We start from the raw sequence: 19810 nt of genomic DNA, 5'->3' as shown, positions 1-19810 counted from the left end.
CGGGCAGTGGGATCAGGTCTTGACGGCTCCCTCGCCCACGCCCTTGAAGAAGAAACGCTGGAGGGCGAAGAAGAGGAGCATCATCGGGAGGAGCGCGGCCATCGCGCCGGCCGCGACGAGGCGCTGGTCGTTGACGGTGGTGGCGCCGGCCAGGGTCTTCAGGCCCAGCTGCAGGGTGTAGTTGTCGCTGTTCGTGAGGACCAGCAGGGGCCACAGGAAGTCGTCCCAGGCGCCCATGAAGCTGGTGATGCAGACGACGGCCAGGGCGCCCTTGGCGGCGGGCAGGAAGACCCGGGTGAAGCGGGTCCATTCGCCCGCCCCGTCCAGGACCGCGGCCTCCTCGACCTCCTTGGGCACGGCGAGGAAGGCCGCCCGCATGATCATGATGTTGAGCACGGAGACCGCGCCGGGAAGCCAGACCCCGATGAGGGTGTCGACCAGGCCCATTTCGCGGACCGTCAGGAACATCGAGATCATCACGGACTCGAAGGGGAACATCAGGGTCGCCACGAGGACGGTGAAGACGGCCCGGCGGCCCTTCCAGGCGGCCCGGGAGAGGGCGTAGCCGCCCATCGCCGCGAAGACCATGTTCGAGGTGATCGCCAGGGCGGCGACGATGAGGGTGTTGCCGACGTACTGCAGCAGCGGGAAGGACTCGGCGACCCGGACGTAGTTGTCGAGGGTGGGCTGCGAGGGCAGCACGCCGTCGTACACGTTCTCGGTGCGGCCGCGTATCGAGGTCAGGAACTGCCAGACGATCGGGCCCAGCATGACGACGAGCATCAGCACCAGCGTGGCGTACCGCGCGGCCGGGCCGATCAGACGGCGCCGGCGGCCGGAAGGGGGCCGGCGGGGCGGCTGCCCGCCGGCGGGAGCGGTCGGTGCGCTCACCTCTCGTCCCCCTTCGACAGACGGCGGCCCAGCAGGCTGAAGACCAGGGTCAGCAGGAACAGCAGGATGGAGAGGGCGGAGGCGTAGCCGGTCTCGCCGGAGAAGCCGAGGCCGACCTGGCGGATCAGGAAGGGCAGGGTGCGGGCGCCGCCGCCGGGGCCGCCGCTCTCGCCGCCGAGGATGTAGATCTCGGTGAAGACGCGCAGCGCCGAGATGGCGGAGAGGGTTCCGACCAGCAGCATCATCGGCTTCACCTGGGGGACGGTGATGCTGAAGAAGCGGCGGACGGGTCCGGCGCCGTCGATGGCGGCCGCCTCGTAGAGCGTGGCGGGGACGTTCCCGAGGGCCGCCAGGTAGAAGACCATGTAGTAGCCGAGGCCTTTCCACACGGTCACGACCATCGCGGAGACCAGCAGCATCGCGGAGTCCGTCAGGAACGGGACCGGCTCGGTGATCAAGTGCAGCCGCTGGAACACGGTGTTGACGAGACCGTCGCTGCGCAGCACCCACTGCCAGATCAGCCCGACGACCACGGCGGAGGCGATCACCGGGGTGTAGAAGGCGGAGCGGAAGAAGCCGATGCCGGGGATCTCCGTCCGGACGAGGACCGCGAGGGCCAGCGGCAGGAGGACCAGGCAGGGCACGACGACCACGAGGTACAGCACGCTGTTGCCGGCCGCGACCCAGAAGTCGGGGTCGGCGAAGGCACGCCGGTAGTTGTCGAGGCCCACGAAGCCGCCGCCGCGCAGGATCTGGGCGTCGGTGAAGGAGAGGACGACGGTGTTGACGAACGGCCAGAGGCTGAACAGCGTCACCATCACGAGGCCCGGAGCGAGGAACAGGTAGGGGGTCCACCACCTGCGGTGGACCAGCCCGGTGTCGGTCTCCATGGCCCGCAGGGCGCGCCGCCGCCCCGCTGCGCGCCGCCGCTCGTGTGCCCCACCGCCGCTGCGCACCCGTTCGCCGAGGGCGCCGCCGGTCACTTGTCGGCCGCGGCGGCGAGGAGCTTGTTCGCGGCCTCCTGAGCCCTCTGCACGGCGGTCCGGGGGTCCTGCTCGCCCTTGATGGCCTTCTGCATCTCGCGCACGACGGCGTCCCCGACCTGGTTGGTCCACTGGACGGGGGTGTTGGCGTCGAGCGCGGCGGTCTTCAGCTGGTCGGCGCCGACCGCACGGGCGAGGGTCTCCGCGTCCTTGCCGTCGCCCTTGTCGGAGAAGAACGGGTCGGCGAGGCCCCGGGCGTTGGAGGGGTAGATGGTGGCCTTCCTGGAGAACTCCACCTGGTTGGGGCCGTTGGTGACCCATCGCGCGAACTCGGCCGCCGCGTCGAGGTGCTTGGTGTCCTTCCTTATGCCGAGCGACTGGGCGTAGATGCCGATGTGGCCGAGGCTGCCGGTGACGGCTCCGGCGACCTGGGTCTTGGCGTAGATCTGCGGGGCGTTCTGCTTGATGTCCTTGACGAAGCCCGGGGAGCCGGGCCCGAAGACGATCTTGCCGCCGCCGTAGAGCTGGTTGATGTCGTCCGACTTGAGCAGGGACTCCTTGGGCATGGCGCCCTTGGCATAGAGGTCCTTCATCCGCTCCACCCACTGGACGGCCTTGTCCGTGTCGAAGGTGAACCGGTCCTGCTGCTCGCTGAGGATCGGGATGCCCATCTTCTGCCAGTCCCCGGGCAGCCGGCCCTTGGGGTCGGCCATGAAGGCGGAGTACCGGCCGCCGGACGTGGCGGCGATCCGCTCGGCGCAGTCGAAGAACTGCTCCACGCTCGTCGGCGGCCGGTCCGGATCCAGACCGGCCTTCTCGAAGAGCTCTCTGTTGTACGTGAGGATCTCCGGCGTGACGTACCAGGGGTAGGCGTACACGCTGTCGCCCTTGCCGGGCAGCTTGAACTGCTCCCAGGCGCCCGGCACGTACTCCTTGGCCATCGCCCCGTCGAGCCGGGCGACGTCGGCGAGCATGCCCCGGTCGCCGAGGAGCTGGAAGGAGTCGGTGGAGAGGTTGACCACGTCGGGGAGGGCTCCGGCCTGGGCGTCCGCGACGAGCTTCTCGTTGTATCCGTCGCCCGGCACGTCCTCCCATTTCACCTCGACCTCGGGGTAGCGCTTCTCGAAGGCGTCGATGACCCCCTGCACGTAGGCCGTGAACGTGGGCTTCAGCTGGAGGGTCCGGAAGGTGATCCCGCCGGCCACCTTGCCCGTCCTCTCCGCCTCCTTCGTGTCTGCGGCCCCGCCGCCCAGGCCGCACGCTCCGGTCGACAGGAGGGCGAGCGTCGTCAGCAGGGCTGCAGCAATACGGGTCGGGTTCGAACGGGTCATCGTCGCCGCCTTCGCAGAAGTCCGGCCTCATTGCCGGAGGCGGTGCCCACGGTGGTCCGGAAGCAAGACCTCGTCAATGAGGCGGGGAGGCGGCTGGCCGGTGACGCATTGGTGCCGAATGGCGCACCGGGTCCGAGGATGTCTCCGAGGCCCCCACCGGCACCATCTTGAGCTGCACTAATGCGCTTTAGTACAAAGGCGGTCGGGGAGGGTGTCGATTCGAGGCGAAGCAGCCAGTCCGGCGAACTTTGACTTTTTATCGCCGGTTCACGGCGGCTCGCACTAATGCGCTTTACCCATGTGCGGCGAAACCGCTTTAGCCGCAGGCGGGTTGTGCGACGGGACGGCCCCCGTCTAGATTTCGCCTCGAACGGCGTGTAGCTCAGCAGCCAGAGCACCGACCTGCACAGTCGGAGGGCGCAGGGGCAGGACCTGCCACGCCGGCCATGGACGACAACGCTGGACAGCAGCCGACGGGCCCGATGTTCTCCGCCTCCGGGCTCTCCCCCGCGGAGCTCTTCGACCACTGCCTCACCGAGGAGGGTCTCGCCGGGCTGTGCTGGATGCTCGACAGCGGGCGCTACGACCTGCGCGCACCCGAGGAGGCCGCGCTGCTCTGCGTGGCGTGGCTGCTGCGTGCCGGGAAGAGGGGCGCAGCAGCCGAACTCGTCGAGGAACTGAAGCCCTTCGCCGGCGAGGTGCGGTTCGCGCCGTACCCCGCGGACCGGCCCGCCCCCGACGCGGACGCCGTGCACGTGCGCACCGTCGGCGAGGTCTCCCGCACGCTCGCCCGCCGGTCCCCCCGCCCCGGGATCCGGACGCAGCACGAGGCGATCACCGTCTGGCGGCCCTTCGAGGACGAGCTGCTCGGCCACTGGCTGCGCGCCGAACAGGACCCCGCAGAGGGCGCCGCCCTCCTCGCGCGGTACCGCCACCTCGCGGCCACGCACACCAGCTGCACCAAGCACCTCGACCCCAAGTCCAATGCGGCCGTCCTGCGCCGCGCGCTGGAGGAGACGGTCGCCGGGCGCGAACTGTCGCCCCGCCTCGCCGGACTGCTGCGCCACGCCGTCGCCTCGATGGCCGCCCGGCGCGGCCGTCCCGGCTCCGCCGGACACGCCCGGCTGCGCCGGGCCCAGGCCGAGCAGGCGGACCGGCCCGCGCACCACGACCTGGCAGCCCTCGTCCTGCGCAGGCTCGCCCCGCTCGACGTGGGCGGCGGCGTGGCCGACGTCGAGGCGCTCCTCGTCCCGGTGACCACGGACGAGGCCGCGGCCTGCGGACTGCCCGCCGGAACCGCCGTCCCGGCGTCGGTCCGGGCCGTGGTCGCCTCGGCGCGCAGCGCGCCCCTGGCCGCACTGCTGGAGCACGGAGCGATCCCGTCCGCGGAGGTGCTGGGCGAAGTGGCGGGGCAGCTGATCGTCACGCTCACCGCCCGGGGATACGCCGACGAGGCGCTGCGCACCCTGATCGCGGCGACCTACCGGGCCCGTCGGGACCGGCGGTACCCGTTGTGGTGGACCCCGGAGCAGCATGCCCGGACCACCGCGCTGCCCTGGGTCCGCGCGGTCACCCCCGGGGACACCGACCCGGCGGAACAGGCGCGTACCACTCTGCGGATGCTCGCCGAGGTCTGTGTGCGGGCCTTCCCGGGCGCCGGACTGCCCAACCTGCTCGTTCTGGTGCTGTCGCGGCTCGCCCGGTCGGCCGCACTGCCCGTGTCGTTCGCCGCTGAGCCGTTCGCCGACTCCTACAGCGGGATGGCCGATCCGGACGTCCTCGGCACCGCACGGACCGCCGCCGGGCTGCTGCGCGGCACGGTGTACGAGCGCTACTACGGGATCGACTACGCGGCGGTGCTGGAGCTGGCGGACGCCGGGGACCGGGAGGGCTTCGCGCGGCTGTGCGCCGAGCGTGCCGGGCGCCCTGGACGGCCACTGGCCGGCGACCCGGCGGTCGTCGAACAGGCCCGGATCCTCACCACGTTCAACCTCGCCACCCTGGTCGTGCAGCTGGACGTCGCCCCACGGGACGGCTGGGGCGCCTCGGCCCGGGGCGCGTTCGCCGCCGCGACCGGCGCGGCCGCCACGGCCAGGAGCACCGCCTGCGCCTGGCGGCAGCTGCTGTTCCACCTCGCGCTGTGCGACGCGGACGAGCAGGCCCGCGTACTCGCCTGGATCGGGGATCGTGCCGCCCGCCTCCCGGCGCGCCGCGCCGCGCGGATCGCCCTGCCCCTGGCCGACCTCCGCCTCGCTGCTGCTACCGCTACCGGCGCCGCCCCGTAGTCACTTGGGCTTGTTGCGGTAGATGCGGCGGCCGGCCAGATGCGTGGTGACCGTCCGGCCGCGCCACAGCTTCCGGTCGCCGTCCCTCTCGTCCGGGGCGGGCCACCGGCCGCGGCTGATGTCCGACCGGATGCTGTCGGGCTGCAGACCGGACGCCTCGGCGATCTCGACGACGGTGTAACAGCGGTCCGGGTCGAGCGGCGTGGCTTCACGGGTGTGGTGCTCGCCGAAGAACCGGGCGATGGCCTCCGCGTCGAACTCGATGGTTCTGCCGCGCTTTCCGATCGCGCGCGGCCACCCGGGGTGCCGTCCCCACCGGGGGTTCTCCGACAAGTAGCGGGCGCTCATTCCGTAGTGCTCGGCTATCTCGGTGTACGTGACGCCGGCGCGGCCCTCCCGGGGGACGGGACCGCCCTTCGGTGCGCCGGTGGAGGCGGCGCGGGAAGCGGCGCCGGTCGTACGGGCCGCCCGCTCACCGGCCTTCGGCGCCGTCCGGGCCTCGCCCGGGGCGGCCTCCGCGACGGTGAGGACGACCGTGCGGCCGTCCGGGTCGGTGAGCGTGTGCCGGCCCGGCGGCAGGAACCCGGCGCCGTTCGGCGGGGCGGTCAGACCCAGGCGCAGGTAGCCGGTCTCCGGGCGGCCCGTGGCCGGGTAGAGCTCCAGCACGCCACCGTCGTCGAGCATCGCCGCGTAGTGCTCGGGGCCGTTGCCGTGCCGCTCGGGCACGAGGACGAGGCCGATGCCGCGGTAGAAGTCGCGGCAGGCGTCGAGCCGGGTCGTGTAGATCACGGCGAGTTCGAGGATCATGCTGGCGCTCCCGATGTGTGAGACGGCCGTGGACGGACGGTCGGCCCCCTCCCGCTACGCGCAACGGCTCGACGGATTGCGGAACTTGGCCGCAGACCTGGCGCGCTGCACACCGAACCCCCCGTTCCGGTAGCCCACTTCGCCCTCTGGCGTGTGGCGTGACACGCGTTGACAGGGAAGGTCATCTTAAATTCCTACCATGACTGCGTACGCTGATCACATGACCGACACCAGCCTGTCCGACCAGCAGGCACGCGATGACCTGCGCATCTTGACCGCCGAGTACACGAGCGCCGTCCGTGCTCGCATCGCCGACGTCGAGGACCCGGTCGCACGGGAACGGGCGGCGCGGCTGTTCACGGACCAGCTGCTGCCGGATGTGGCCAAGGCGGTCAAGGACGTGCGCATCGCTGCCGTGGTCGAGCTGAGGCAGGGGCGCACCCTCAAGCAGGTGTCGGCTCTGATGGGTCTGTCCGTGCCCAGGGTCGACCAGCTGCTCAAGGGGAAGTAGCGGCCTTTCGGGCCCCACGCCGACGGTGACGACCACCCCTTCGCGGCGGTAGGTACCGACCAGCGGGGTCATGTCGAGGAGCGCGGGCCGCGCGGAGGGAGCGCGCAGGCGGGCGGCATGTCAACTCCGCCGAGTTCGAAGAGGAGTTGGCGGAGCGGTCGGCGCAGAGGGGGCGGGCGGCGCCCCGTCGGGGAGCCCACCGCTGCATGTCCGCGACGGCCCGGGCACGGCAACCGCGCCGATGTCCGGGCCCCGCGGCCCTGCGCCCCGTGACGGGCGTTCCTGCTACTTCATCGGGTACTTGGTCTTCTCCGCGAGCTTGCCGTCCTTGAAGCAGAAGCGGAGCACGGTCTCGTTCCCGCCCTCCGGATCGCCGCTGGAGATGTACCAGGCGCAGGCGCTGCCCTCGGGCTCGACCGGGCCGCCCTCCTTGAGGGCGCTCTTGACGAAGCTTTCGCCGGACGGGAGCCTGCCGCGGACCTCGCCCTCCGCGTCGCCGGTCTTCACGGCCTCGTAGACCGCCGGGTCGACCATGGTGTTGTCGGCCATGTCGAGGAACTTCCCCACACCGAAGACCAGGGCCACGAGGACACCCACGCCCAGCACCAGCGCCACCGCGCACCCGATCAGACAGCCCTTGCGCTGTGCCACGCCCGTTCCTCCATGTCGTTCGTGTCCGGCGTCGGTCGCCTGGACACTCACACCCTCGCAAGGGGCGGGAGCCGCGGGCTGTCCTCGAAAGTCGCCGGCCGTCGCAACGATCGTCGTTCGAGGTCGGACCCCCTGGTCCGTGTATACAGGGAGGAGAGTGACCATTTCGGGCGGAGCGAGAGGACCCCACCGTGAGTGAGCAGCCCATCGAGCAGCTGATCGTCGTCGGCGTGGACGGGTCGAACCATTCGAAGGAAGCCCTGCGCTGGGCGGTCGCGCAGGCCGCGATGACGGGAGGCCGGGTGCACGCGGTCATGGCCTGGGAGTGGAACCGCAATCCGTTCGCCATCGGCCCGACGGCTGCCGAGACCTCCGACGCGGAGGCGGTGACGGCCGAGGAGGCCGCGCGCCGGAAGCTGGCGGACACGGTCGCCGCGGCCGTCGGCACCTCGCCGGGCGTGCCGGTCTTCCGGCGCGTCGAGCAGGGCTCCCCGGCGCAGGTCCTGGTCGACGCCTCGAAGGAGGCGGACCTGATGGTGGTCGGCACCCGCGGGTACGGGGGTTTCAAGGGCGCGTTGCTGGGGTCGGTGAGCCAGCAGGTCGTGCAGTACTCCGCCGGTACGGTCGTTGTCGTCCGCGAGGGCGCGGACGACAACGACTGAGGCCGGGGCGGACCGGCCTGGCTCAGACTCCCGGGCCCACCAGGTCCCGGGGGTCCGTGTTGGCCCCGCAGAGGATGACGGCGACCCGGTCGCCGAGGGGCTCCGGCGCAGCGCGCAGCCCGGCAAGGGCGGTGGCCGCACCCGCCTCGACCACGATCCGGTGCTCCTCCCAGAGCCCGCGCCGGGCGGCCGTGATCCGGTCGTCGGACACGAGGACGGATGTCACGTTCTTCTCCTGCGCGGCGGCGAGCGCGTCCGCCGAGACCCGGGTGGCCCCCAGGGAGTCGGCGGCGACGGAGTCCACGGTCACGTCCACGACCCGGCCCGCCGCCAGGGCGGAGTTCAGGGCCCGGCAGTTCTCCGGCTCGACCGCGATCACCCGTACGCCGTGCTCGCGCGCGGCGGTGGCGATCCCGGCGAAGAGGCCGCCGCCGCCGACCGCGACGACCACCGCGTCCAGCCCGGGCAGGGCGGCCCGGATCTCGTCGAGCAGGGTTCCGGCGCCCGCCGCGATGAGCGGGTGGTCGTAGGCATGGCTGCTGAGGGCCCCGCTCCCGGCGGCGAACTCCTCGCAGGCGGCCAGCGCCTGGGCGTACCGGTCGCCGACGAGCCGCACCTCGGCCCCGTACCCGCGCAGCCGTTCCACCTTCACGTGCGGGGCGTTGGCGGGCAGGAACACGGTCGCGGGCACGGACAGCGCGCGGGCCGCCCAGGCGCAGGCGAGCCCGGCGTTGCCGCCGGAGGCGATGGTGACCCCGGCGGCCGGGAGGGTGCCGGCCTCGTGGTGGGCGGCGAGGAAGTTGCGGGCGCCGCGCGCCTTGAAGGTCCCGGTGTGCTGGAGGTACTCCAGCGCGTACCAGACGCCTTCGGCCGCGGGCGCCACCGTGACGGGCCGCACCCCGCCCGCGATCCGGGCCGCGGCGGCGCGTACGGCTGCGTAGTCGAGCTGCTGGGCCGGTGCTGCTTGCATGGACTGTCTCCCCATCAGGTGGTGGGCCGGGCGGCTTCGATCAGCTGGCGCAGGGCGCCGTAGTACACCTCGTGGTCCGTCAGGGCGGGCAGTACGTCGGGCAGGGCGCCGCCGAGCACGGGGAAGTCCCCGGGATCCAGTGCGGCCAGGGCGGCGCGCGAGGCGGCGGTGGCCCCCGCCGGATCCCGGTGGTCGACGAAGGCCGCGCTGCCGAGGGTCAGCAGGTACATGCGGCGGTAGACGGTCATCGCCTCGGCGACGCTCATCCCGGCGGCCACGCTGTCGGCGAGTGCGGGCTCGACGAGCCGGGCCAGCAGCTGCCGGCCGAGCCAGGGCCGTCCGCCGCGCAGCACCAGCAGCCCGGGGTGGGCGGTGAGCAGCAGGTACAGCGAGCGGAACCGCTGTTCGGTGGCCTGCGCCCAGTCGGTGCCGGCGGGGATCTCGGGGAGCTGTCCGGCGAGGTGCTCGGTGCACAGGTCGAGCAGACCGGCGAGGTCCGTGCAGCGGCGCTGGACGGTGGCGTGGGAGACGTCGAGCCGGTCGGCGAGGGTGCGGAAGCTCAAGTGGCCGGGACCCTGCTCGTCAAGGATCCGCAGGGCGGTGACGGCGATGGCCTCGGGGGTCGCGCGGTCCAGGGCGGCTGATCTTCGCGGCATAGATACACCGTAACATACGACGTATCTGCACTTTCGTGTGACACCGATTGCAGCCATATTGCTGGTCATCGGCCGACAATCAGCGACTTGTGTTGACAGTGGGTAATCGCCTCGCTGCACTGGGCGCACGACTGCCCGCACGTCACTGCCGTCACTGCCCCCACGTCAAGGAGACTCCGTGCCGCCTCGCCTGCGTGCAACGCTCCCCTGTCTGACCGCGGCCGCCCTGTTCGCCCTCGCGCTCTCCCCCGCCCCGGTGGCGGCCGAGCCCCGGGCGACCTCGGACACCCCGCTCGCGCTCACCCCTCCCATGGGCTGGAACAACTGGGCGCACTACATGTGCGACATCGACGAGGCCACGGTGGTCGCCAACGCCGACGCGCTCGTGTCCACCGGGCTCGCCGCCAAGGGCTACGACACGGTGACCGTCGACGACTGCTGGATGACCAAGAGCCGTGACGCACAGGGCAGTCTGGTCGTCGACACGGCGAAGTTCCCGCACGGCATGGCCTGGCTCGGCGAGTATCTGCACGCCAAGGGCCTGAAGTTCGGCATCTACCAGGACGCTGGCTCCATGACCTGCGAGAAGTATCCGGGGAGTGGCGCACCCCAGGGCGGCGGCGAGGACCACTACGCGCAGGACGCCCGCCAGTTCGCCTCCTGGAAGGTGGACTACGTCAAGATGGACGGCTGCAACCTGTGGGTCCCGGAGGGCGCGACCAAGGAGCAGGCGTACCGGGACGCCTACAACGGCGTGGCGAAGGCCCTGCGGGAGAGCGGCCGGGACATGGTCCTGTCGGCCTCCGCGCCCGCCTACTTCCAGCAGGGCGAGTGGGGCGGCTCCGATTGGCACAAGGTCCTCGGCTGGGTCGGCGAGACCGGCCAGCTGTGGCGCGAGGGCAAGGACATCAAGGTCTACAACCCGGCGTCGCCCGCCACCTCCCGGTGGAGTGCCGTCCTCGGCAACTACGGCTACAACCGCTGGCTCGGCCGCTACGCGGGCCCCGGCAACTGGAACGACCCCGACTTCCTGATCGCGGGCGCCCCCGGGCTCACCGCCACCGAGAGCCGCAGCCAGGTCGCCCTCTGGGCCATGATGGCCTCCCCCTTCATCCTGTCCTCCGACGTCTCCAGGCTGACCCCCGCCGGCCTCGCGGCCCTCGGCAACACCCGGATGATCCAGCTGGACCAGGACCCGATGGGCCGTCAGGGCGCGGTGGTCTCCTCCAACGCCACCTTCGAGATCCTGGTGCGGCCGCTCGCGAACGGCGACCGCGCGGTGGCCGTGCTCAACCGCTCGGCCACCACCCGGGACATCAACGTACCGCTCGCCGAGATCGGCCTGGCCGACTGCACGGCCGGCGCCCAGGACCTGTGGAGCGGCGCGAGCCGCGACATCTCCGGGACGCTGACCGGCAAGGTGGCCGGGCACGACACCGGGGTCTGGCGGCTCAGCCCGCGCGGCTGCGCCGAGGCCGTGCCGACCGGGCAGATCGTCGGTGACGGCGCCAGGTGCGCCGACGGGGCCAGCACGAGCGGTGTCGGCGCCGTGGTGATGGCCGTCTGCACCGGAGCCCCCGACCAGCGCTGGACCGTGGGCGAGGACGCACGCCTTCGCCTGTCCGGCGAGTGCCTGTCGGTGGGCGAGGGCCGCCTCGTGGAGCTGGCCGACTGCTCGAACCGGCCCGCCGAACAGCCCGGCCAGAGCTGGTCGCAGCGCCGTGACGGAACCCTCGTCGAGGAGGTCAGCGGACTGTGCCTGACCGCTCCCGCGGCCACCGCCCCGGCCGAGCGCCTGCGACTGACCGACTGCGGCGACCACCGGGTCGACCAGGCCTGGGCCCTGCCGGTCTGACGGCCCGGGCGACGAACGGATGAGGAACCCGACGCACCATAGCGGGCGCAGGCCCGGGACCCGGCGCCCGCTCGCCCTCGCCGCTCTTCCCGCGGCGCTGCTGGCGCTGATCTGCGCGGGGCCCGCGCCCGGGGCCACCGCCCCGGGTGCGGGGTCGCCCGCACGCGCCGGCGTGACGACGGACGTACGCACCGCCGTACGGCCCGTACGGGCCGACGCGCACGCCACCGCGCCCCGGGCGCGGGCCCGGGCCTTCGACGTCGCGCCCGCGCGGGCGGCTCTGGGGCGGCTCCTTCCGCGCCACTGGCGGCAGTTCACGCTTGTACCCGACACCACCGCCGGCCCCGACACCTTCACGGTCTCCGGGACCGCCGGCGCGATCACCGTGCGCGGCAGCACCGGAGCCACCCTGCTCACCGGTGTCGGCTGGTACCTCCAGCACGTCGCCGGGGTCGACATCGGCTGGCCCGGCGACAGCATCGGCATGCTGCCCGCCCGGCTGCCGGCGGTGCCGTCACCGGTCACCCGCAGCGCCCAGGTCCCGCACCGGTACGCGCTGAACGACACCGACGACGGGTACTCCGGCCCCTACCGCTCCTTCGAGGAGCACCAGCGGCAGATCGACCTGATGGCCCTGCACGGCATCAACGAGGTGTTCGTGCAGGTGGGCGCCGAGTACCCGTACTACCGGGCGCTCCAGGGGTTCGGCTACTCCGCCGAGGAACTGCGGCGGTGGATCCCCGGCCCCGGCCACCAGAGCTGGTGGCTGCTGCAGAACCTGAGCGAATTCGGCGGCCCGGTCCCCGAGCGGCTGATGCGCGAGCGCGCCGCGCTGGGCGGGCGGATCGCCGAGCAGCTGCGCGGGCTCGGCATGACGGCGGTGCTGCCCGGCTACTTCGGCACGGTGCCGCCCGGGTTCGCCGCGCGCAACCCGGGATCGTCGACGGTGGCGCAGGGCGACTGGGCGGGCTTCGACCGCCCGGACTGGCTGGACCCCGCCTCGCCCGTGTTCGCGAAGCTGGCCGCCGCCTACTACGCCGAGCAGCGCGCGGTGTTCGGGGACAGCACGATGTACCGGATGAGCCCGTTGCACGAGGGCGGCCAGACCGGCTCCGTCGACGTCGGCGCCGCCGCGCGCGCCATCCAGGACGCGCTGCACGCCGCCCGCCCCGGCGCGCTGTGGGCGGTGCTGGGCTGGCAGGACGACCCCACCGCCGAGCTGCTGGCCGGGGTGGACACCTCGAAGCTGCTGATCCTGGACGGGCTGTCCGACCGTTACAACCGGCTGGACCGCGAGGCCCGTTGGGGCGGAGCCCCGTACGCGATGGGCACCATCTACAACTTCGGCGGGCACACCACGGTCGGTGCGAACAGCTCGGTCTGGATCGAGCGGTTCGGCCCCTGGCGGGACAAGGCGGACAGTGCGCTCGCCGGGACCGCCTACCTGCCGGAGGCCACGGGGACCAACCCGGCCGCCTTCGACCTCTTCACCGACCTGGCCTGGGAACGCGGGCCGATCGACCAGCGCAAGTGGTTCGCCGACTTCGCGGCCCGCCGCTACGGCCGCCCCGACGCCGAGGCCGCGGCGGCCTGGGAGGAGCTCCGCAAGGGCCCGTACAGCACCTCCTCGGGGCTGTGGTCGGAGTCGCAGGACAGCCTGTTCACCGCAAGGCCGGCGCTGACCGCGGCCGGGGCGGCGTACTGGAGCCCCCGGTCCATGCGCTATCCGGCCGGTTCGGTGCGCAAGGCCCTGGACCACCTGCTGAAGGTGGACCCGGCGCTGCGCGGCTCCAGCGCCTACCGCTTCGACCTGGTGGACACCGCCCGCCAGGCCCTCGCCAACCACTCGCGGGTACTGCTGCCGAGGATCAGGGCGGCCTACGAGGCCAAGGACCTGACCCGCTTCCGTGCGCTGACGGCCGAATGGCAGGACGGGATGCGGAAGCTGGACGCGGTCACCGGTTCCGATCCGGCCTTCCTCCTCGGGGGCTGGCTCTCCGGGGCCCGCTCCTGGGGGACCGACCGGGCCGAGCAGGACCGGTACGAGTACGACGCCCGCTCGCTCCTGAGCGTGTGGGGCCGCCGCAGCACCAGCGAGGGTGGTTTCCTGCACGACTACGCGAACCGTGAATGGAACGGCCTGATCTCGGAGTTGTACGCCCCCCGGTGGGCGCACTACTTCGCTTCGCTGGACGAGGCGCTGGTCCGGAAGGCAGCCCCGCGGCAGATCGACTGGCACGCCTTCGAGGCCGAGTGGGCCGGGCGGACCACCCGGCATCCGGACCGGCCGAGCGGGGACCCGTACCGGCTGGCCGAGCAGGTCGCGGCAGCCCTGCCCCCGCCGGCCGCCACCCGCTGACCTGCGCCACGGGCCGGCCCCGGCGCCCCTTCGCCGGGTGCCGGGGCCGGCCCTTGGCACGGGTCACGGCCGTCGCCCGCGCCGGGCACGTGCGCCCCGCACGGCCCCGGCGGCCGCCAGACCGAGGACGGCGATCGAGACGGCCGAGACCAGCAGGGTCTCCCGGGCCCCGAGCCCGGACACCAGCGGTCCGCCCAGTGCCGTCCCGAGCGGGACCGCGAGCACCCGGACCGCCGAGCTCGCGGCCAGGGTCTGGGGAAGCAGTTCCGGTGGGGCCGAGCGCTGGAAGAGGGCGGTGGAGAGCGAGGCGTACGGGGGCCAGAGCAGTCCGGCGGCGGCGAACCCGACGACGGCGACGGCCGTCGGCGCCCCCAGCCCCGTCGGCAGCATGAAGAGTCCGAAGGCGAGGACGATGCCGGTCGTGGCCGGCCACATCGGCAGGCGGCGCAGGTATCCGGTCAGCACGGAGCCGAGGACGGCGCCGACACCGAACGCGGTGTAGAAGGCGGCCAGCAGACCCGCGGGACCGCCCAGGCCGTCCGACACGTACAGCGGCAGAGCCACGTACACGGGGCCGAAGAGGCAGAAGAAGACGAAACTCAGGGCGAGCAGCCCCAGCAGGGCCGGAGTGCGGCGGATGACGGCGAAGCCCGCGCTGCGCGAAGCACTCGCCCCGGGTGCGGGCCCGTCGCCCCGCGGGAAGGCCAGGAAGAAGGTCGCGGCCAGGACGATGAAGGTGGCCGCGTCGACGGCGATCACGGTCGCGGCGCCGCCCCAGAGGATGAGGGCGCCGGCGAGCGGCGGGCCGAAGACGGTGCAGAGCGAGCCGATGCCGGACAGCACGGCGTTGCCGGCCAGATGGTCGCGCTCCGGCAGCAGCCGGGCGAGCAGGGTGTAGATGCCCGCCTGGCCCCAGGAGTGGAGGACGGAGGACGCGGCGAGCAGCACGACGTACAGCTCGATGCTCAGCATCCCGAGGGCGTGGCACACGGGTATCGCACCCAGAGCGGTGGCGCGCAGCACCGCGTCCCAGGCGACCAGCCGCGCCGGGGAGCGGCGGCTCAGGAAGCGCCCGAGGAGGACGGCGCCCGCGGCGCCCGAGAGGGTGTAGGCCGCGGCCGCCAGGGCGACCCACATTCCGCGCTCCGCCGCAGGCGCGATCTCGATCGCCAGCCAGCTCACGGCGACCACGGCCATGCCGTCGCCGAGGGACGAGACGGTGAACCCGGGTAACAGCCGGCGCAGCGTCGAGTGGGTGATCACCGGCCAGTAGGGCGAGGTGCTGACGCTCCGGGCCGGCTTCACGGACATGGCTTCTGCTCTTCGGAGAGATCACGGGGTTTCATGACGCCATCCTCACCACGCGCCCGGACCCCGACACGGCCGGTTCACTCTGGGCATGGCCCCTTCACCCTGGGCGTAAGCCGCCCGCACTCCCCCACTTCCCCGTCGGCCCTTGGCGGCACTGCGGCACGGCATCGCCGCGGAGCCGCCGGAGCGCGGCACACTGGCGGTGTGAAGGCAGACCCGAGCCGTCCCGCACGGCCGCGGCGCGCGGTGGGCGCCGTCAGCGGGATCGTCGCGGCCGTCGCCGGGCTGGCGCTCGCGCAGCTGACCGCCGCGGCCGGCCGGCCCGAAGCCTCGCCGGTCACGGCCGTCGGCGGTGCGGTGGTCGACCTGACGCCGGTGGCCGTCCGGGAATGGGCGATCGGGCTGTTCGGCACCGCCGACAAGCTGGTGCTGGGCTTCGGCATCCTCGCCGTCCTGGCCGTGGCCGCCGTCGGGTCCGGGCTGCTCGCCGTACGCCACCTCGCGGCCGGGATCGCGGTCGTGGGCGGCTTCGGGCTGGTGGGGGCGCTGGCGGCGCTCAGTCGGCCGGAGGCCTCCTGGCGGGACGCGCTGCCAGCGCTGGTGGGCGCACTGGCCTCGGCCGGCGTGCTGTACCTGCTGATCACGGCGGGGACGCGGCCCCGCCCGGCCGGAGCGCCGCAGCAAGGAGCCTGGGCGATGGACCGGCGCGGCTTCGGCCGGCTGGTCGCCGCCGTCCTGGCGGTGTCGGCCGGGGTCGGCCTCGGCGCGCGCCGTCTGGGGGCCCACGGTGCGGCCGGGGCCACCGCCTCCCGGGCCGACTTCGTGCTCCCCCGGCCCACGGTGCCCGCGCCGCCGGTGCCCGCCGGGGCGGACCTGCGGGTGCCGGGGCTCGGCCCCTTCATCACTGGGAACCAGGACTTCTACCGGGTGGACACCGCGCTCGTCGTCCCCCGCGTGGACGCGGACACCTGGCGGCTGCGCATCCATGGCGAGGGGGTGAGCAGGCCCCTGACCCTCGATCTGCGTCAGCTCCTGGCCCGCCCGGTCGTCGAGCACGACATCACCCTCACCTGCGTGTCCAACGAGGTGGGCGGCCCGTACGCGGGCAACGCCCGCTGGCTCGGCGTACGCCTCGGGGACCTGCTCCGCGAGGCGGGGGTGCGGCCGCCGTCCCAGGGCGGTCCGGCCGATCAGCTGGTGGCGCGTTCGGTGGACGGCATGACCATCGGCACTCCGGTCGAGACCGTCATGGACGGCCGGGCGGCGCTGCTGGCCGTGGGCATGAACGGGCGGCCCCTGCCCTTCGCGCACGGCTTCCCGGTCCGGATGGTCGTACCGGGCCTGTACGGCTACGTCTCGGCCTGCAAGTGGATCGATGAGCTGCGGCTGACCACCTTCGCCGCCTACGACGCCTACTGGGTGCGCAGGTCCTGGGCCCAGCAGGCCCCGGTCAAGACGCAGTCGCGGATCGACACCCCGCGCCCGTACGCCGGCCTGGCGCCGGGCCGGGTGGCGGTCGCCGGGGTGGCGTGGGCCCAGCACCGCGGGATCGACGGGGTCCAGGTGCGGGTGGACGGGGGCGCCTGGCAGGAGGCGCGGCTCGGTTCCGCGGACGGCGTGGACACCTGGCGGCAGTGGGTGTGGCCGTGGGAGGCGACCCCCGGCCGCCACAGGCTGGAGGTCCGCGCGACGGACGGCACGGGCGCCGTACAGACGGGGGACCGCACCGGGACCGTGCCCGACGGGGCGACCGGGTGGCACACGGTGGACGTCGACGTCCGGGCCCTGGGCTGATCCGGGGACGCCCCCGGATCGGCCCAGGGACTTGTCCGGGACCTAGCGGCGCGTCACGCGGACCGGGAGCGACTGGACGTTGTTGCTGATGAAGCTGCGCTGGTACGGGAGTTCGGCCTCCGGGACCGCGAGGTCGAGGTCGGGGAAGCGGGTGAAGAGCCGCTCCAGGGCGATCGTGGCCTCCAGCCGGGCGAGCGGGGCCCCGGTGCAGTAGTGGGCGCCGTGGCCGAAGGAGAGGCTGCGGGCGGCCGTGGGGCGCGTGATGTCGAAGCGGTCGGCGTCCGGACCGTGGAAGGCCTCGTCGCGGCCGGCCGCGCTGTAGCCGGCCAGCACAGGGGTGCCCTGCGCGATGACGGTCCCGTCGAAGGTCAGGTCGCGGGTGGGGTAGCGGAAGGGGAACCAGCTGACCGGAGTGTCCCAGCGCAGGGTCTCGTCCACCACGTCCGACCAGGTGGCCTTCGCGTCCAGGACGAGCGCGAGCTGGTCGCGGTGGGCGCACAGGGCGCGGACGGCGTTGATGATGAGGTTGAGGGTGGTCTCGTGGCCCGCGACGAGCATCAGCCGCATGGTGCCGATGAGTTCGATCTCGGTGAGCCGGTCCCCGTCGTCCTGGCGGGCGGCGATCAGGGCGCTGGTGAGGTCCTCGCCGGGGTTCTCGGCGCGGGCGGCCGCGATCGCACCGGTCAGTGCCATGAGTTCGTGGAGGGCGGCCATCTTGTCGGCCGGTGAGATGTCGGTGGCGATGACCACCGTGTTGGTCAGGTGGTGCAGCCGGCCCCGGTGCTCGGGGTCCACGCCGAGCAGCTCGCAGATGACCTTCATCGGGAGCGGGAGGGCGAAGTGCTCGTACAGGTCGGCGACCCCGTCGGGGGCTGCGGCCGCCGCCAGCCCGAGGTCGTCGAGGAGTCCGGTGGTGAGCTCCTCGATGCGCGGCCGCAGCCGCTCCACCTGCCGGACGGTGAAGGCCTTGCCGACCAGCCCGCGCAGGCGGCGGTGGTCGGCGTCGTCCGCGGTGTGCATGCCCTGGGCGTTGGCGAAGACGCGCAGCGGCCAGTCCGCGGGGATGGTGCCGTCGTGCAGGGCCGGGAAGTGCTGGGCGTTCTTGGCCACTTCGGAGTGGGCGAGGAACTCCTTCAGCGCGTCGTGCCCCAGGACGACCGCTCCGGGCACCCCTCCGGGGAGGACGACCTCCGCCACCGCGCCGTACTCGGCGCGCAGCCGGGCGTTGAGGGCATGCGGGCAGCCGCCGGCGGGGTCGATCACGTGCGGGGTGCGCGGGCCCTGCGGGGTGGGCGAGATGTGGGACGACAAGCCGGTTCTCCTGACCTGATGGACGAAACTCGGTCAACAGTGCGGTCTCGGGGGCTGGTTGGACAAGCCCGCCCCCGTCCCGTCTCAGAACCAGTTGAGCGTCAGGGTGAAGGCCGTGCCCGCGGTGGCTCCGGTGGAGTCGCTCGCGGTGGCGGTGACCCGGTACTCGCCGCTGCCCCAGGGCTTGCCGGTGATCCGCCCGGAGGCACTGTCGAGGGTGAGGCCCCAGGGCAGGCCGGTGACGGCGTACCGGACGGGGGGCACGGCGCCGGTGGTGGTGAGCTGGATGGTGCAGGACTGGTTGAACCTGCACGTCTGCGGGCCGGGGTCGGTGAACTTCAGCCCGCCGGGGGTGGGGGTCGGCGTCGGGGTGGGGGTGGGGGTCGGCGTGGGGGTCGGGGTGGGCGTCGGGGTGGGAGTGGGCGTCGGGGTGGGCGTGCCGCAGCCCGGGGTGGCCGCCGACGGCAGCGGCACCCGCCAGATCTGCGGGTCGTTCTCGGACCCGACGAGCAGGTTCGCGCAGTCGGCGTACGTCACCGTCTCCCCCTGCGACTGGGCCGGCAGGGCGACGTCCGCGAGCCTGACCCCGGCGTTGTCGTACACGGAAGCCGTGTTGGCGCCCAGCGGTCCGCCGCTGCGCAGGACGTACGAGGCGCCCGACGGCGAGAACGCGCCGTCCGTGGCGAACACGGGGCCGGGCCGGACCGCGGTGAGGGTGTTGACCTGCCCGGTCACCGGCTCCAGCGGAGCCCGGTAGAGCTGCCCGGCGGCTCCGATGAGCTTGCTGGCGATGTAGAGCCGACCGGTCACGGGATCGGCGAGCAGTGACTCGGCGTCGTGCTTTCCATCGGCGTAGGCGAAACGGAAGGTGACGGGCGTGACCGTGGCGCTCGTGAGCTGATCGGGTTCGGCGAAGCGGTGCACGGTGATCTCCGCGCGTGCGCTGAGGTTGTCCCCGATGTCGCCGACCAGGATCGCCGGGCCGCCGCCCCCGTCCTTGCCGAGGGCCAGGCCCTCCCAGTCGGTGTTGCCGACGCCGGAGAGGGTGAAGGTGGCCACCAGCCGGCCGGCGGCGGCGCTGCAGTCGATCGCGAAGACCTGAGGGGTGTTGCCGCTGTCGTTGACGGCGTAGAAGACGCCGGGGTGCTTGCGGCTCATGGCGAGGCCGCTGAGTTCGGCGAGGCCGCCGGGCAGGGTGCACTTCTTCTCGGGCGCCAGGAGTACCGCGGCCGCGGCCACCGCCGCGCGCGGGGCGAGGAGCGGGGTGGGGGCGGTGGAGGCGCCGGCGCTGGACGTCCAGGCCAGTGCGGGCAGGATCGTGGCGAGCGCCGCGGTCACGAGGGCGGCGGCCCATGGGGGTGTCGGGAGTCGGGACATGCACACAATGTGAGGGGCCATCAGTTCGTGTGCCAGGCCCGGCCTCCTCCCGTTCG

General features: G+C 73.1%; 16 protein-coding genes and 1 tRNA gene. 7 read left to right on the top strand and 10 right to left on the bottom strand.

Features of this window, described 5'->3' with window-relative positions; all coding sequences use genetic code 11:
• Positions 1 to 12: 12 nt before the first annotated feature.
• From OG444_RS32935 to OG444_RS32925, 3 genes are all read right to left on the bottom strand, one after another.
• Positions 13 to 891 carry a carbohydrate ABC transporter permease gene (locus tag OG444_RS32935; protein ID WP_327265529.1) on the bottom strand — a complete coding sequence of 293 codons (879 nt, stop codon included), beginning with the start codon at positions 889 to 891 and terminating at the stop codon, positions 13 to 15.
• Positions 888 to 1781, bottom strand: a complete 894-nt coding sequence (locus OG444_RS32930) for a carbohydrate ABC transporter permease (protein ID WP_327265528.1) — start codon at positions 1779 to 1781, stop codon at positions 888 to 890. Before OG444_RS32930 ends, OG444_RS32935 begins: the two co-directional genes overlap by 4 nt.
• An 89-nt stretch (positions 1782 to 1870) precedes the next feature.
• A complete protein-coding gene (locus OG444_RS32925) occupies positions 1871 to 3205 on the bottom strand; it encodes an ABC transporter substrate-binding protein (RefSeq protein WP_327265527.1) in 1335 nt (444 codons plus the stop codon).
• Positions 3206 to 3576: 371 nt separating this feature from the next.
• On the opposite strand from OG444_RS32925, the gene OG444_RS32920 reads away from it, so the two are divergent.
• Together OG444_RS32920 and OG444_RS32915 are read left to right on the top strand one after the other, a co-directional pair.
• Positions 3577 to 3652 (top strand) — tRNA-Cys (locus OG444_RS32920).
• The gene (locus OG444_RS32915; RefSeq protein ID WP_327265526.1) at positions 3652 to 5490 is read left to right on the top strand and encodes a hypothetical protein; all 1839 of its coding nucleotides are present in this window, start codon (positions 3652 to 3654) and stop codon (positions 5488 to 5490) included. Before OG444_RS32920 ends, OG444_RS32915 begins: the two co-directional genes overlap by 1 nt.
• Here the strand turns inward: OG444_RS32915 and OG444_RS32910 are convergent, their stop codons facing one another.
• On the bottom strand, positions 5491 to 6297 hold the full coding sequence (locus OG444_RS32910) for a hypothetical protein (RefSeq protein ID WP_327265525.1): 807 nt from the start codon (positions 6295 to 6297) through the stop codon (positions 5491 to 5493). It abuts the gene before it with no gap.
• Positions 6298 to 6517: 220 nt separating this feature from the next.
• Here OG444_RS32910 and OG444_RS32905 point away from each other — a divergent pair, with 220 nt between their 5' ends.
• Positions 6518 to 6808: a hypothetical protein gene (locus OG444_RS32905; protein ID WP_327265524.1), complete on the top strand. Its 291-nt coding sequence runs from the start codon at positions 6518 to 6520 to the stop codon at positions 6806 to 6808.
• A 285-nt stretch (positions 6809 to 7093) separates the two neighbouring features.
• Here OG444_RS32905 and OG444_RS32900 read toward each other — a convergent pair whose 3' ends face one another.
• A complete protein-coding gene (locus OG444_RS32900; RefSeq protein WP_327265523.1) occupies positions 7094 to 7459 on the bottom strand; it encodes a hypothetical protein in 366 nt (121 codons plus the stop codon).
• A gap of 191 nt (positions 7460 to 7650) precedes the next feature.
• Here OG444_RS32900 and OG444_RS32895 point away from each other — a divergent pair, with 191 nt between their 5' ends.
• A complete protein-coding gene (locus OG444_RS32895; RefSeq protein WP_327265522.1) occupies positions 7651 to 8121 on the top strand; it encodes a universal stress protein in 471 nt (156 codons plus the stop codon).
• A gap of 22 nt (positions 8122 to 8143) precedes the next feature.
• On the opposite strand, the gene OG444_RS32890 is transcribed toward OG444_RS32895, so the two are convergent.
• A complete protein-coding gene (locus OG444_RS32890) occupies positions 8144 to 9091 on the bottom strand; it encodes a serine/threonine dehydratase (RefSeq protein WP_327265521.1) in 948 nt (315 codons plus the stop codon).
• Positions 9092 to 9105: 14 nt separating this feature from the next.
• Positions 9106 to 9747: a TetR/AcrR family transcriptional regulator gene (locus tag OG444_RS32885; RefSeq protein WP_327265520.1), complete on the bottom strand. Its 642-nt coding sequence runs from the start codon at positions 9745 to 9747 to the stop codon at positions 9106 to 9108.
• A 178-nt stretch (positions 9748 to 9925) separates the two neighbouring features.
• On the opposite strand from OG444_RS32885, the gene OG444_RS32880 reads away from it, so the two are divergent.
• Both OG444_RS32880 and OG444_RS32875 read left to right on the top strand, forming a co-directional pair.
• Positions 9926 to 11602 (top strand): ricin-type beta-trefoil lectin domain protein, encoded by a 1677-nt coding sequence (locus OG444_RS32880; protein ID WP_327265519.1) that lies wholly within the window; start codon positions 9926 to 9928, stop codon positions 11600 to 11602.
• A gap of 19 nt (positions 11603 to 11621) precedes the next feature.
• Complete coding sequence (locus OG444_RS32875; protein ID WP_327265518.1) at positions 11622 to 13961, top strand: alpha-N-acetylglucosaminidase; 2340 nt, start codon at positions 11622 to 11624, stop codon at positions 13959 to 13961.
• A gap of 63 nt (positions 13962 to 14024) precedes the next feature.
• On the opposite strand, the gene OG444_RS32870 is transcribed toward OG444_RS32875, so the two are convergent.
• A complete protein-coding gene (locus OG444_RS32870; protein WP_327265517.1) occupies positions 14025 to 15272 on the bottom strand; it encodes an MFS transporter in 1248 nt (415 codons plus the stop codon).
• Between the two features lie 204 nt (positions 15273 to 15476).
• On the opposite strand from OG444_RS32870, the gene OG444_RS32865 reads away from it, so the two are divergent.
• Positions 15477 to 17066: a molybdopterin-dependent oxidoreductase gene (locus OG444_RS32865; protein WP_327265516.1), complete on the top strand. Its 1590-nt coding sequence runs from the start codon at positions 15477 to 15479 to the stop codon at positions 17064 to 17066.
• A 42-nt stretch (positions 17067 to 17108) separates the two neighbouring features.
• Here the strand turns inward: OG444_RS32865 and OG444_RS32860 are convergent, their stop codons facing one another.
• Both OG444_RS32860 and OG444_RS32855 read right to left on the bottom strand, forming a co-directional pair.
• Positions 17109 to 18377 (bottom strand): cytochrome P450 family protein, encoded by a 1269-nt coding sequence (locus OG444_RS32860; protein ID WP_327265515.1) that lies wholly within the window; start codon positions 18375 to 18377, stop codon positions 17109 to 17111.
• An 84-nt stretch (positions 18378 to 18461) separates the two neighbouring features.
• Positions 18462 to 19754, bottom strand: a complete 1293-nt coding sequence (locus OG444_RS32855) for an Ig domain-containing protein (RefSeq protein WP_327265514.1) — start codon at positions 19752 to 19754, stop codon at positions 18462 to 18464.
• Positions 19755 to 19810: the final 56 nt, after the last annotated feature.

Origin of the sequence: Streptomyces sp. NBC_01232 (assembly GCF_035989885.1) — a bacterium.
Taxonomy (GTDB): domain Bacteria; phylum Actinomycetota; class Actinomycetes; order Streptomycetales; family Streptomycetaceae; genus Streptomyces.
This window is presented reverse-complemented; position numbering and strand designations above follow the sequence as displayed.

What these genes read in the sequence shown, in the direction of transcription:
- OG444_RS32930 (WP_327265528.1), bottom strand. Translation starts at nt 1,781, where the DNA reads ATGGAGACCGACACCGGGCTGGTCCACCGCAGGTGGTGGACCCCCTAC.
- OG444_RS32925 (WP_327265527.1), bottom strand. Translation starts at nt 3,205, where the DNA reads ATGACCCGTTCGAACCCGACCCGTATTGCTGCAGCCCTGCTGACGACG.
- OG444_RS32915 (WP_327265526.1), top strand. Translation starts at nt 3,652, where the DNA reads ATGGACGACAACGCTGGACAGCAGCCGACGGGCCCGATGTTCTCCGCC.
- OG444_RS32910 (WP_327265525.1), bottom strand. Translation starts at nt 6,297, where the DNA reads ATGATCCTCGAACTCGCCGTGATCTACACGACCCGGCTCGACGCCTGC.
- OG444_RS32905 (WP_327265524.1), top strand. Translation starts at nt 6,518, where the DNA reads ATGACCGACACCAGCCTGTCCGACCAGCAGGCACGCGATGACCTGCGC.
- OG444_RS32890 (WP_327265521.1), bottom strand. Translation starts at nt 9,091, where the DNA reads ATGCAAGCAGCACCGGCCCAGCAGCTCGACTACGCAGCCGTACGCGCC.
- OG444_RS32885 (WP_327265520.1), bottom strand. Translation starts at nt 9,747, where the DNA reads ATGCCGCGAAGATCAGCCGCCCTGGACCGCGCGACCCCCGAGGCCATC.
- OG444_RS32875 (WP_327265518.1), top strand. Translation starts at nt 11,622, where the DNA reads ATGAGGAACCCGACGCACCATAGCGGGCGCAGGCCCGGGACCCGGCGC.
- OG444_RS32870 (WP_327265517.1), bottom strand. Translation starts at nt 15,272, where the DNA reads ATGTCCGTGAAGCCGGCCCGGAGCGTCAGCACCTCGCCCTACTGGCCG.
- OG444_RS32855 (WP_327265514.1), bottom strand. Translation starts at nt 19,754, where the DNA reads ATGTCCCGACTCCCGACACCCCCATGGGCCGCCGCCCTCGTGACCGCG.